General features: G+C 67.1%; 13 protein-coding genes. 12 read left to right on the top strand and 1 reads right to left on the bottom strand.

All coding sequences use genetic code 11. From position 1 onward, the window contains the following. The first annotated feature begins 62 nt into the window (after nt 1–62). The 7 genes from BW39_RS22645 (at nt 63) to BW39_RS22620 (ending at nt 6,454) form a co-directional block, all read left to right on the top strand. Nucleotides 63–965, top strand: a complete 903-nt coding sequence (locus tag BW39_RS22645) for a hypothetical protein (protein ID WP_043824425.1) — start codon at nt 63–65, stop codon at nt 963–965. 664 nt (nt 966–1,629) lie between these two features. Next, a complete protein-coding gene (coxB, locus tag BW39_RS22640; protein ID WP_043824424.1) occupies nt 1,630–2,811 on the top strand; it encodes a cytochrome c oxidase subunit II in 1,182 nt (393 codons plus the stop codon). Between the two features lie 35 nt (nt 2,812–2,846). Next, nucleotides 2,847–4,517: a cytochrome c oxidase subunit I gene (gene ctaD / locus BW39_RS22635; protein WP_012203603.1), complete on the top strand. Its 1,671-nt coding sequence runs from the start codon at nt 2,847–2,849 to the stop codon at nt 4,515–4,517. Between the two features lie 23 nt (nt 4,518–4,540). Beyond that, entirely contained in the window at nt 4,541–4,648 is a 108-nt protein-coding gene (locus BW39_RS32075) for a cytochrome oxidase small assembly protein (protein ID WP_012203604.1), read from the top strand. Nucleotides 4,649–4,672: 24 nt separating this feature from the next. Continuing rightward, entirely contained in the window at nt 4,673–5,293 is a 621-nt protein-coding gene (locus tag BW39_RS22630) for a cytochrome c oxidase assembly protein (protein ID WP_013803985.1), read from the top strand. After that, complete coding sequence (locus BW39_RS22625) at nt 5,290–5,502, top strand: DUF2970 domain-containing protein (protein WP_013803984.1); 213 nt, start codon at nt 5,290–5,292, stop codon at nt 5,500–5,502. The genes BW39_RS22630 and BW39_RS22625 overlap by 4 nt, the downstream gene beginning before the upstream one ends. 70 nt (nt 5,503–5,572) lie before the next feature. After that, complete coding sequence (locus BW39_RS22620; RefSeq protein WP_012203607.1) at nt 5,573–6,454, top strand: cytochrome c oxidase subunit 3; 882 nt, start codon at nt 5,573–5,575, stop codon at nt 6,452–6,454. 70 nt (nt 6,455–6,524) lie between these two features. Here BW39_RS22620 and BW39_RS22615 read toward each other — a convergent pair whose 3' ends face one another. After that, nucleotides 6,525–6,767, bottom strand: coding sequence for a twin transmembrane helix small protein (locus tag BW39_RS22615; protein WP_013803982.1), 243 nt, complete (start codon nt 6,765–6,767; stop codon nt 6,525–6,527). 29 nt (nt 6,768–6,796) lie between these two features. Here BW39_RS22615 and BW39_RS22610 point away from each other — a divergent pair, with 29 nt between their 5' ends. The 5 genes from BW39_RS22610 (at nt 6,797) to BW39_RS22590 (ending at nt 12,558) form a co-directional block, all read left to right on the top strand. Further along, nucleotides 6,797–7,570 (top strand): SURF1 family protein, encoded by a 774-nt coding sequence (locus BW39_RS22610; protein WP_012203609.1) that lies wholly within the window; start codon nt 6,797–6,799, stop codon nt 7,568–7,570. Then, nucleotides 7,557–8,246: an SCO family protein gene (locus BW39_RS22605; protein ID WP_043824447.1), complete on the top strand. Its 690-nt coding sequence runs from the start codon at nt 7,557–7,559 to the stop codon at nt 8,244–8,246. Before BW39_RS22610 ends, BW39_RS22605 begins: the two co-directional genes overlap by 14 nt. Before the next feature lie 186 nt (nt 8,247–8,432). Then, nucleotides 8,433–9,047, top strand: a complete 615-nt coding sequence (locus BW39_RS22600) for an SCO family protein (protein ID WP_034390671.1) — start codon at nt 8,433–8,435, stop codon at nt 9,045–9,047. Nucleotides 9,048–9,208: 161 nt separating this feature from the next. Continuing rightward, nucleotides 9,209–10,786, top strand: coding sequence for a methyl-accepting chemotaxis protein (locus tag BW39_RS22595; protein WP_043824422.1), 1,578 nt, complete (start codon nt 9,209–9,211; stop codon nt 10,784–10,786). 17 nt (nt 10,787–10,803) lie between these two features. Further along, on the top strand, nt 10,804–12,558 hold the full coding sequence (locus tag BW39_RS22590; protein WP_235264269.1) for a putative bifunctional diguanylate cyclase/phosphodiesterase: 1,755 nt from the start codon (nt 10,804–10,806) through the stop codon (nt 12,556–12,558). Nucleotides 12,559–12,718: the final 160 nt, after the last annotated feature.

The raw sequence follows: 12,718 nt of genomic DNA, 5'->3' as shown, positions 1-12,718 counted from the left end.
CCACCCCTTTGCTCCGGGGCCGGGTGCCTGTCTTTCGAGGAGCCCGGATTCCCCGCCCAGCCATGTCCCACGAATTGCCCCCCACCATCGATCCGGCCGCCGCATTGCGCTGGCAGCAGGCCGCGCCTGCGGCCTCGCCGTGGCTGCATGAGGAGGTGGCGCGCCGCATGCAGGAGCGGCTGGACTGGATCGTCAAGCCGCCCCACCGCTGGTGCCACTGGCAGCCCGTGCGCGGCGGCCTGCAGGCCCATGCGCTGCTGCGCCAGCGCTATGCGCAGTCCGAATGCCTGGTCTATGAAGCCTCGCCGCTGCATGAGGCCGCCGCCCGCGAGCAGCTGGGCGCGCGCTGGTGGCAGCCCGCGCGCTGGACCGGGGGCACCACGCGCTTCGGCGAACCCGAGCCTGCCGGCGTGGACATGCTGTGGGCCAACATGGCTCTGCACCAGCAGGCCGACCCGCAGGCGCTGATCACGCGCTGGCATCAGGCGCTGTCCGTGGACGGCTATGTGATGTTCTCCTGCCTGGGGCCCGATACGCTGCGCGAGCTGCACGCCATCTACGCCCAACTGGGCTGGCCGCCCGCCGGCCAGGCCTTCACCGACATGCATGACTGGGGCGACATGCTGGTGCACGCAGGCTTCAGCGAGCCGGTGATGGACATGGAGCACATCACGCTGACCTTTGCCACGCCCGAGCGGCTGCTGCAGGAGCTGCGCGAACTGGGCCGCAACTTCCATCCGCAGCGCTTTGCCGCGCTGCGCGGCCGCCGCTGGCAGCAGCGCCTGCACGATGCCCTGCGCGAGCGCCTGGCCGGCCCCGACGGGCAGCTGGCGCTGACCTTCGAGATCGTCTACGGCCACGCCTACAAGCCGCAGCCGCGCGTGCGCCTGGAGTCCAGCAGCGCCGTATCGCTGGAGGACATGCGCAGCATGCTGCGCCAGCCGCGCAACACGGGTTTGCGATAGCCCCAATGTCGCTTTCCGGTCATTGATCGAAAACAAAAACGTCTACACTTTTCCCGAGCTGACAGAGACAACAGCTTTTCCCTGGGCTCGCTTTCCCGGGCCGGGAAAAGACCAGCGGTCCGCAGGCCGAAAGGGGAGACGATTTGGTGTTTCGTTTTGCCACGGGAACGAGAACGGGCCGACCCATCCAGGAGCGGCCCGCCCACGAGTTTGATCATCACCGGCTGCAGCAGTGCCTGTTCCTCTGGGAGCGGGCACTGGTCTTTCTGTCCCTGCTGTCCCCTCTTCTGTGCCGCATGCCGGGCCGCATGCGTCCCCTTTTCCAATCCGCTCCCGGCCCCCATGGCACACATGCCCTGAATGGCCGGCGTGCGCGCATTCTTCCGTCCACCTTGCTGCTGTCCTCCGAATTCATGCGCCTGCAGGCGCAGGCGGGGATGGCTGTACGCCCGAATCCTGGTCCCACGTCCGAGCTGCCGTTGATGCCGGCTGGCACGCTATTGGTGATTGCGCGCAGGCACATCTGCGGCGCTTTCATGCATGCTCGGACAGTTGAGGCCGGGAGTTGCCCTTTGGGCAGGCGTTGAACGGTCTGGCTGCGCGGCCCCCACGCCGGCGCAGCGGAGCGAGTGGATAACCCGAGGCTTAGATGTAAGTGAAAACTATGAAAAGCATTTCCACCAAGCTGGTTCTCTGGGGCTTGATGAATGTGGCAGGGGGAGGCTCCCTTGCGCATGCGACGACAGATCTGCCAGGCGGCCCGGCCGTCAATCAGCTCAACCTTCATCCGGCGGTCACGCGCATCGCGCATGAGCAGCATTACCTGCACTGGATGATGCTGATCATCTGCACGGTGATCTTCATCGGCGTGTTCGCCGTGATGTTCTATTCGATCTGGAAGCACCGCAAATCGCGCGGTGCCAAGGCGGCGAACTTCCACGAATCGGCCACGGTCGAGGTGGTCTGGACCATCGTGCCCTTCATCATCGTCGTGCTCATGGCGCTGCCGGCCACCAAGGTGCTGGTGGCGCAGAAGGACACCACCAACGCCGATGTCACCATCAAGGCCACGGGCTACCAGTGGAAATGGGGATACGACTACATCAACGGCGAAGGCGAGGGCCTGAGCTTCATCTCCACGCTGGACAGCAGCCACCGCGCGCTGTCCGACAGCGGCGATGTCTCCAAGGCACCCAACGACTACCTGCTCAAGGTGGACAACCCGCTGGTGGTGCCCGTGGACCGCAAGGTGCGCATCATCACCACGGCCAACGACGTGATCCACTCCTTCATGGTGCCGTCCTTCGGCATCAAGCAGGATGCGATCCCGGGCTTTGTGCGCGACACCTGGTTCCGTGCCGAAAAGACCGGCGACTACTACGGCCAGTGCGCCGAGCTGTGCGGCAAGGAGCATGCCTACATGCCCATCCACGTGAAGGTGCTGTCGAGCGACGGCTACAAGGCCTGGGTGGACGAGCAAAAGAAGATCGCCGCCGCCAAGAAGGACGACCCCAGCAAGGTCTGGAGCCTGCCCGACCTGATGGCACGCGGCGAGAAGGTCTATGCGGCCAACTGCGCGGCCTGCCACCAGGCCAACGGCAAGGGCGCCGGTCCCATCAAGCCGCTGGACGGCAGTCCCATCGTCCTGGGTCCCACGGCCGAGATGATGCATGTGGTGCTGGAAGGCCGTGCCAACGGCGCCATGCCCGCCTGGAAACAGCTGAGCGATACCGAGCTGGCCGCCGTGGTCACCTTTGCCAAGAACCACTGGTCCAACAAGACCGGCCAGCTGGTGCAGCCGGCCGAGTTCGTGGCCGCCCGCACCGGCAAGTTCCCCGGCCAGTGAGCCCGCAAGACAGATGAGCGATTGGAGATAACAGCATGAGCGCCGTACTTCCCCCCATCCACAGCCCTGCGGGCGAGGGCCACGAACATGCGCATGAGCACGAGCATGGACACGGGCATGACGACCATCACCACCACGCCACGCCCACGGGCTGGCGGCGCTGGATGTTCGCCACCAACCACAAGGACATCGGCACGCTGTACCTGCTGTTCTCGTTCACCATGCTGATGGTGGGCGGGGTGCTGGCGCTGCTGATCCGCGCCGAGCTGTTCCAGCCCGGGCTGCAGATCGTCAACCCCGAGCTGTTCAACCAGCTGACCACCATGCACGGCCTGATCATGGTGTTCGGCGCCATCATGCCGGCCTTCGTGGGCTTTGCGAACTGGATGCTGCCGCTGCAGATCGGTGCCTCCGACATGGCCTTCGCGCGCATGAACAACTTCAGCTTCTGGCTGCTGATCCCGGCCGGCCTGATGCTGGTGGGCTCGTTCTTCATGCCCGGCGGCGCCCCCGCCGCGGGCTGGACGCTGTATGCGCCGCTGACGCTGCAGATGGGCCCGTCCATGGACACCTCCATCCTGGCCATGCACATCATGGGCGCCAGCTCCATCATGGGCGCCATCAACATCATCGTCACCGTGCTCAACATGCGCGCGCCCGGCATGACGCTGATGAAGATGCCCATGTTCGCCTGGACCTGGCTGATCACGGCCTACCTGCTGATCGCCGTCATGCCCGTGCTGGCCGGCGCCATCACCATGACGCTGACGGACCGCCATTTCGGCACCAGCTTCTTCAACCCCGCAGGCGGCGGCGACCCGGTGATGTACCAGCACATCTTCTGGTTCTTCGGCCACCCCGAGGTCTACATCATGATCTTGCCGGCCTTCGGCATCATCAGCCAGATCGTGCCGGCCTTCAGCCGCAAGAAGCTGTTCGGCTATGCCTCCATGGTGTATGCGACCTCGTCCATCGCCATCCTGTCCTTCATCGTGTGGGCGCACCACATGTTCACGACCGGCATGCCCGTCACGGGCCAGCTGTTCTTCATGTACGCCACCATGCTGATCTCGGTGCCCACGGCCGTGAAGATCTTCAACTGGGTGGCCACCATGTGGCGCGGCTCCATGACCTTCGAGACGCCCATGCTGTTCTCGGTGGGCTTCATCTTCGTGTTCACCATGGGCGGCTTCACGGGCCTGATCCTGTCGATGGCGCCCATCGACATCCAGCTGCAGGACACCTACTACGTGGTGGCCCACTTCCACTACGTGCTGGTGGCCGGATCGCTGTTCTCCATGTTCGCGGCCTACTACTACTGGGCACCCAAGTGGACCGGCGTGATGTATTCGGAGACGCGCGGCCAGATCCACTTCTGGGGCTCGCTGATCTTCTTCAACGTCACCTTCTTCCCCATGCACTTCCTGGGCCTGGCCGGCATGCCGCGCCGCTATGCCGACTACCCCATGCAGTTCGCCGACTTCAACATGGTGGCCTCGCTGGGCGCGCTGGGCTTTGGCCTGATGCAGGTGTATTTCTTCCTCTTCGTCGTCGTGCCCGCCATGCGCGGCAAGGGCGAGAAGGCGCCGCAAAAGCCCTGGGAGGCCGCCGAGGGCCTGGAGTGGGAAGTGCCTTCGCCGGCGCCGTTCCATACCTTCGAGACGCCGCCCAAGCTCGATGCCACCGCCACCCGCATCATCGGTTGATGCAAGCCCCGAGGGAGATGCACATGGACGCACAGCAACGAAAAGCCAACCTGAGGCTGGCGCTGATCCTGGTATCGGTGGCGCTGGTCTTTCTGGCCGGCTTCGTGATCAAGATCACCGTGCTCCATTGAGGGCAGGCAACAGGAGGGACGTCCGTGAGCGTGCGCAGTGAAAACGCGAAGATGGTGGGCAAGCTGGCCGTGGTGGCGCTGGGCATGTTTGCCTTCGGCTACGTGCTGATTCCCATCTACAAGCACATCTGCGAGCTCACGGGCATCAACATCCTGTCGCTGTCCGAGCGCCAGGTGCCGGGCAACGGCACGGCCGGGCGCGATGTGAAGCTGCCCGCCAACTCGCAGGTGGACAAGAGCCGCACCATCACCGTGGAGTTCGACGCCAATGCGCGCGGGCCCTGGGACTTCAAGCCGGCGCAGCGCTCCATCCAGGTCCATCCGGGCGAGTTGGCCACGGTCATGTACGAGTTCCAGAATGTGCAGGACCGCCGCATGGCGGCCCAGGCGATACCGAGCTATGCGCCACGCCAGGCGGCCGCGCATTTCAACAAGCTGGAGTGCTTTTGCTTTTCGCAGTACACGCTGGAGCCCGGAGAAAAGCGCGAGTGGCCGGTGGCCTTCGTGATCGATCCGCGCATCTCCAAGGATGTGACCACGATCACGCTGTCCTATACCTTCTTCGAGGTGGGCGGCAGGACGCCGGCCGCACCCACGGGCGAGGCGCCGGTGGCGGCGGGGCCGAAGCAGGAGCCCGCCTCATGAATGCGCCGCAGCCACGGGAGCCGCGCCGCCCGCCCAGCGTGTGGCGCACGGTGCGCGCCGTGGCCTGGTCGCTCTTCGGCGTGCGCAGGGGAAGCGAGTACCAGCAGGACGGGGAGCGGATCACGCCGCTGCATGTGATTGCGGTGGGGCTGGCGGCCATCTTCGTGCTGGTGCTGGGATTGATCGCGCTGGTCAAGCTCGTGGTCTGAGCGGCGCGGCCATCGGGGACAGAGAGTGATAGACGGGAAACCGAGAACCAAGAATTTCAGGAGCTGAGCAATGAGTGCAACCACCCACGGCAAAACGCCTTACTACTACGTGCCGGCCGAGTCCAGCCACCCCGTCATGGCGGCGGCGGGGCTGTTCTTCGTGATCCTGGGCGCGGGCAACTGGATCAATGGGCATGAATGGGGCATGTACAGCCTGGGCCTTGGCCTGGTCTGGTGGCTGGCCGTGCTCTTTTTCTGGTTCCGGGAAGCCGCGCATGAGAGCGAGTCGGGCAAGTACGGGCGCAAGATCGACCTGTCCTTCCGCTGGAGCATGAGCTGGTTCATCTTCTCCGAGGTGATGTTCTTCGGCGCCTTCTTCACCGCCCTGTGGTGGGCGCGCTCGCATTCGGTGCCCGCGCTGGGCAGCCTGGACAACGCTTTGCTCTGGCCCGACTTCAAGGCCGTCTGGCCCAGCATGGCGGCCGGTGCCACGGCCTCGCCGGCGAACAGCGTCGAGCCCTTCCAGACCGTGGGCCCGTTCTGGCTGCCCACCATCAACACGGCGCTGCTGCTGACCTCGGGCGTGACGCTGACCATTGCCCACCATGCGCTGCAGGCCGGCCACCGCGCCCGCACCATCGCCTTCATGTGGATGACGGTGGTCCTGGGCTTCGTCTTCCTGTGCGTGCAGGGCTACGAGTACTACCACCTGTACACCGAGCTGAACCTCAAGCTGTCCTCGGGCGTGTTCGGCTCGACCTTCTTCCTTCTCACGGGATTCCACGGCTTCCACGTCTTCGTGGGCATGCTGATGCTGTTCTTCATCACCATGCGCCTGCATGCGGGGCACTTCACGTCCGAGCGGCATTTCGGCTTCGAGGGTGCGGCCTGGTACTGGCACTTCGTGGACGTGGTCTGGCTGTTCCTCTACGTCCTTGTGTACTGGATGTGAGGGTCTGCCCGCCCCATGCAAAAAGAAGCGCCTGGGCGCTTCTTTTTGTTTGCGGGGGCAGGGGGCTTGCCTATTGCCCGGCGGTCCAGCCGGTGGGATGGATGTAGCCCAGCTTGGCCGCCAGCAGCACGCACAGGAACAGCGTGATGGACAGGCCCACGCGCAGCGCCAGTGCGCGGAACATGGCGCGGCTGCGGCGCCTGTCGTCGCCCGGACCCTCCTGGTCTTCGGGATTGCGGCGCATCATGAAGAACAAGGCGCTGCCCAGACTGGCGACAATGGCCAGCAGGGCGAGAACGATCACGAATTTCATGGGTGGATTATCCGGTGCGTGTTTCCAGAATGCCAGACCGCTGGCGGTTTGTACTGATCACCTTGGCCGCGCTGATCGGCGTGGCCATCACACTGTCCCTGGGCCGCTGGCAACTGCAGCGCGCGGCCTACAAGCAGCAATTGTTCGATGCCGTGCAGCGCCAGCAGGGCCTGCCGCCGTTGGACAACGCGCAGCTGGCGCCCATGCAACCCGGTGCTGCCCTGAACACCGAGGCGGCGCCCTGGCTGCACCGGCCCGTGCGACTGCAGGGCCACTGGATTGCCGGGCAATCGCTGTACCTGGACAACCGCCAGATGCAGGGCCAGCCGGGCTTCTTTGTGCTGACGCCGCTGCGGCTGGCCGCGCCGCATGAGGATGTGGTGATTGCCGTGCAGCGCGGCTGGGTGCCGCGCAACTTTCTGGACCGCACGGCCTTGCCCGAGGTGCAGACGCCCGAAGGCCTGGTGACTGTTGAGGGGCGCATGGAGGCCGCGCCGTCCCGGCTCTACGAATTCGGCCGTGCAGGGGCAGACCCTGATGGGCAAAAGTCGCGCATCCGACAGAATGTGGACATTGCCGAATGGGCCGTGGCCTCCGGGCTGCCGCTGCGCGAATGGAGCCTGCTGCAGACCGGCGAAGCCAGCGAAGGCCTGCGGCGCGACTGGCCCGTTGTGACGGCCGGTGTCGAGAAACACCATGGCTATGCGTTCCAATGGTTTGGACTTGCGGCCCTGATCACGCTTTTGTATGTCTGGTTCCAAATCGTCCGACGCTTTGTCCGCCCGCGCCATGCCCGCTCCTGAGACTCCCCTGGAGATGACCGTCCATGGCCTGCCACCCTTGCAGCCGGGCCCTGCCGGCGCGCAGCGCACGCGCAGCGGCCGCTGGAAGATGCTGGCCGTGTTCGCGGTCTGCGCCGCGCCCGTGGTGGCCTCCTATTTCACCTACTACGTGCTGCGGCCTGGCCAGCAGCGCAGCTTTGGCGAGCTGATCGCGGCCCAGCCGGCCCTGCCTTCGGCCACGGCCACCACGCTGGACGGCGCGCCGCTGCCGCTGCAGTCGCTCAAGGGCCAGTGGCTGCTGCTCAGCGTGGCGGGCGGTGCCTGCGGCAGCGCCTGCGAAAGCCATCTCTATCTGCAGCGCCAGCTGCGCGAGACACTGGGCCGCGAAAAGGACCGGCTGGACCGGGTCTGGCTCATCTCCGACGACGCACCCGTGCCCGCGCACCTGCGCCCCGCGCTGGCCGAGGCCACGGTGCTGCGCGTGCCTGAGGCCGTGCTGCGCGGCTGGCTGCAGCCGGCGCCCGGCCATGCGCTGCAGGACCACCTGTACGTGGTGGACCCGCAGGGCCACTGGATGATGCGCATGCCCGCAGGCCTGGGCATGGCCGATGCCGGCAAGGCCAAGCGCGACCTGGACCGGCTGCTGCGTGCATCGGCCTCCTGGGACACGGCAGGGCGTCCGGGCGACGGCGAGTAAGGCTGGCCGGCCCCGGTAGGCCGGCAGGCAGGCCCCGCAGCGCCGGGGTCTTGCGGTTATGGGTTATGGTTTGCGGCTGTGCGAAAGCGCCTTCAGCGGACGCTTTCGCCTTTTCCCTTTCCAGCCCGGGCCGGCGCGCAGCCTTTGCGGCCACGCAGCCTGCGGCAACTACCTTGTTGAGGAAGCATGAACAAACGGACAGCGCTGCGCGTTCTGGGCTTGACCGCCATGGCATGGGGCGCCCTGGCGCTGAGCGGATGCTCGCGCGAGGCAAAGACCAGTTTCCAGGGCGTCGATGTCACGGGCGCCGAATACGCCAAGGACATTCCCCTGCGCGATGTGGACGGCAAGCAGCGCAGCATCAAGGACTTTGCGGGCAAGGTCGTCGTGGTCTTCTTCGGCTACACGCAATGCCCCGATGTCTGCCCCACCACCCTGCAGGAGCTGGTCGAGGTCAAGCAGCAGCTGGGCGCCGATGGCGACAGGCTGCAGGGCGTCTTCGTCACCCTGGACCCCGAGCGCGACACGCCCGAGGTGCTCAAGGCTTACCTGGGCAACTTCGACCCCGGCTTCGTCGGCCTGCACGGCACGCCGGACGAGACGGCGGCCGTGGCCAAGGACTTCAAGCTCTTCTACAAGAAAGTGCCCGGCAAGACCGAAGGCACCTACACGCTGGACCATTCGGCCGGCAGCTATGTCTATGACACGGCCGGCCGCCTGCGCGTGTATGAGCGCTACGGCGGCGGCCCGCAGGTGCTGGGCGCCGACGTCAAGGCCCTGCTGCAGGAAAAACGTTCCTGATCCTGCGCGCGCCGCAGCCAATGTGACCCCCGTCACATTGACTGCGTTTAGGTGCGCTGCAGCACACCATCCCTGATGTGCATCGCCTCAGGACTGCTTAGAGTGGGCCCCGCCTGGGGGTGTCATGCCGACGCCCCGCCCATCTCCGAGAGACCTGATCCATGCGGCGAAACGTGTACGTCACCCAGCGTGAGTACCCTCTGAGCGAAGGAGAGACGCTTCTTTCCGTCACCGACCTGAAGGGGCGCATCGTCTATGCCAACGATGCCTTCATCCGCGTCAGCGGCTTCGAGGCCGCCGAGCTCTACGGCAAGGCCCACAGCATCGTGCGCCATCCCGACATGCCGGCCGCCGCCTTTGCCGACATGTGGTCCACCATCCAGCGCGGGCTGCCCTGGAGCGCCCTGGTCAAGAACCGGCGCAAGAACGGCGACCACTACTGGGTGCGCGCCAACGCCAGTCCCATACGCCATGCGGGCGCCGTGGTCGGCTACCTGTCCGTGCGCACCCGGCCCGAGCCGCGCGAGGTGCAGCAGCATGCGGCGCTCTATGAACAGATCAATGCCGGCGTGCGCTCGCTTGGCCTGCACCGGGGCTTTCCCGTGGGGCGTGGCGCCGTGGGCGCGCTGCAGCGGTGGTGGCGCTTTCGGCCACTGGCCTGGCGCGTGCAGGCCGTGGTGGCCGGCCTGTGGCTGCTGGGGTCGGCCGGATTGTGGTCTTCCGCGCTGCAGGCATCGGCCGTGCCGCCGGCCCAGGTCTGGCCGGCCTGGCTGATCTGGAGCCTGGCCTGCGTGGCGGCCGGGCAATGGCTGCGCAGCCGGCTGCTCATGCCCCTGGCGGCGCTGCGCGGCCAGGCCCAGGCCGTGGCCAGCGGGCAGCAGACCGATGCACGGTTCCTGCAGCGCACGGACGAGATCGGTGCCATCGGCAGCGCCGTGCGGCAGACCGGGCTCAACCTGGTCTCCCTGGTCGGCGACATCCAGGGCAAGAGCGACCAGGTGCGCCGCTGCGCGCTGGCCGTGCAGCAGGGCAGCACCGAACTGAGCGACCGCACCGAGGCCGCGGCCGCCAGCCTGGAGCAGTCGGCCCAGGCCATGCAGGCCCTGGCCAGCGCCATCGAGCGCAGCAGCGCCCAGGCCGGCGAGGCCGCCGCCCGCGCGCGGCACGGCGTGGACATGGCAGGGCAGAGCAGCCGCATGGTCGTGCAACTGGACCAGGGCATGCGCGGCGTGGCCCAGACCAGCGACCAGGTGGGGCAGATCAGCTCGCTCATCGACGGCATCGCCTTCCAGACCAACCTGCTGGCGCTCAACGCCGCCGTGGAGGCGGCACGCGCGGGGGAACACGGCAAGGGCTTTGCCGTGGTGGCCGACGAGGTGCGCGGCCTGTCCCAGCGCAGCGCCCACGCCGCGCGCCAGATCAAGGCGTTGATCGAGGCATCGCAGCAGCAGGTGGCGCAAAGCTGCGCCATGGCGCGTGAAGTGGGCGAGGCCATGCTGGCCGTGCAGGCCGATATGCGCGAGCAACTGGTGCTGGCCGAAGGCATGCAGGCCGCCAGCCAGGCCCAGGCCGGCGGCGTGCAGCAGGTGCAGGCCGCCGTGCAGCAGCTCGAACAGATGACCCAGCACAACGCAGCCCTGGCGCGCGACACCATCGGGCATGCACAGCTGCTGGCCGGACAGGCGCAGGCGCTGGAGGCGGCGGCATCGGTCTTTCACGGCAGCGGGGCGTCCGCATGATGGCGGCGGGCTGGAGCATGGTTGCCTGTGATCCCGCCGCACCGGGCGAGGCGCTGGACGAAGACCTCAAGCGCGTGGCCATGGAGGCCGCGCCCGACGGTATCTTGCTTGTGGACCGCAGCGGCCGCATCCTGCTGGCCAATCCCGCCATGCAGGCCATGAGCGGCTATGGCGCCGCCGAATTGCTGGGCCACTCGCTGCACATGCTGCTGCCGGCCGAGGCGCAGGCGGCCCACGGGCCGCAACTGCAGTCCTACTTCGCCCAGCCCGCGCGCCGGCCCATGGGCCAGGGGCGGGACCTGTGGCTGCTGCGCAAGGACGGCAAGCGCCTGTCGGTGGACATCGCCCTGGGCCACTCGCCGCACGGCAGTGGCGTGGCCGTGGCCTTTGTGCGCGACCTGTCGCAGCTGCGCCAGATGGAAGCCTGCATGCACTACCACGCCACCCACGACACACTGACCGGCCTGCTCAACCGCTGGCAGTTCGGGCTGCAGGTGGAACAGGCGATCTCGCAGGCGCAGTCTGAATCGGGCGCCGGCCCCGCGTCCTTTGCGCTGCTGCTGCTCGACCTCGACAACTTCAAGGCCATCAACGACGGTTACGGCCACGACGTGGGCGACCAGGTCCTCAAGGAGGTGGCGCGCCGCCTGCAGGTCGCGCTGGGCGGCTCGGCCACGCTGGCGCGCATGGGGGGTGACGAGTTCACCGCCCTGCTGCAGCCCTGCAACGAGCCCGATCTGCGCCAGCGCATCGACGCGCTGCTGCACGAGCTGTGCCGGCCCTGCACCATAGGCCACTACGCGCTGAACTTCGGTGCCAGCGTGGGCGCAGCCTTCTATCCGCAGGACGCGGGCGATGCGGCCACCCTCATGCGCTATGCCGACATGGCCATGTACGACGCCAAGCAGCGCAGCCGCTCGTCCTATGCGCGCTATGCCAGCGCCATGGGCGAGGCCATGGCCGAGAAAGTGCTGCTGCACGAACGCCTCAAGCGTGCCCTGGACCGGGGTCTGCTGAGCCTGCACTTCCAGCCCCAGGTGCAGGTGCTGGGCGGCCAGGTCCAGGGCGTGGAAGCCCTGCTGCGCTGGAACGACGAGCAGATGGGCTGGGTCTCGCCCGAACGCTTCGTGCCCGTGGCCGAATCCACGGGCCTGATCCTGGCTCTGGGGGAGTGGGTGATCGATGCTGCCTGCCGCCAGGCCGGCGACTGGCTGCGCGCAGGCATGCCGCTGCGCGTGGCGGTCAACCTCTCGGCCCAGCAACTGCGCCAGGCCGACCTGCAGCAGCGCCTCATGGCCAGCCTGGCCCGGCATGGCGTGCCGCCGCACCTGCTGGAGCTGGAGGTCACCGAGTCCGCCGCCATGACCGACCCTCTGCAGGCGCGCGAGCTGCTGGGCAGCCTGCTGGCGGCCGGCGTCTGCGTGGTGCTGGACGATTTCGGCACCGGCTACTCCTCGCTGGCCCACCTGCGCGATCTGCCCGTCTCGCGCGTGAAGATAGACCGCACCTTCATCGGCCCCATGCTCGACAGCCCGGCCGACGCCAAGATCGTCAAGGCCGTGATCGCGCTGGCCCGCACCCTGGGCCTGCAGGTGGTTGCCGAAGGCGTGGAAACCGCCGAGCAGCTGCGCCTGCTGCGCATCCTGGACTGCGACGCCTACCAGGGCTGGCTCTTCGCCCGCGCCATGCCGGCCGAGCAGATCCCCGCGCTGATTCACAAGCCCGTGGCGACCTTGCTGGCGCAGCAGGAGGAAGAGGCAAGAGGCGCTTGAGCATCAAACTGCGGACTGTTGCGATGGGAAGGCAGCGATGGTGAGCAGGGCGACGGTTCTGCCAAACCTGGCGCTTGATGTTGCAACAGGTCGGCAAGCCTTCCGGTCCGCCCGATCAACCGCCACACCTCTCGCACCCCACCTCCTTCACCCCACCTCC

This window comes from Delftia sp. RIT313, assembly GCF_000632165.1.
Lineage (GTDB): Bacteria > Pseudomonadota > Gammaproteobacteria > Burkholderiales > Burkholderiaceae_C > Comamonas > Comamonas acidovorans.
Note: the sequence above shows the minus strand (reverse complement) of the source record. Positions and strands in the feature narration are given on the sequence as shown.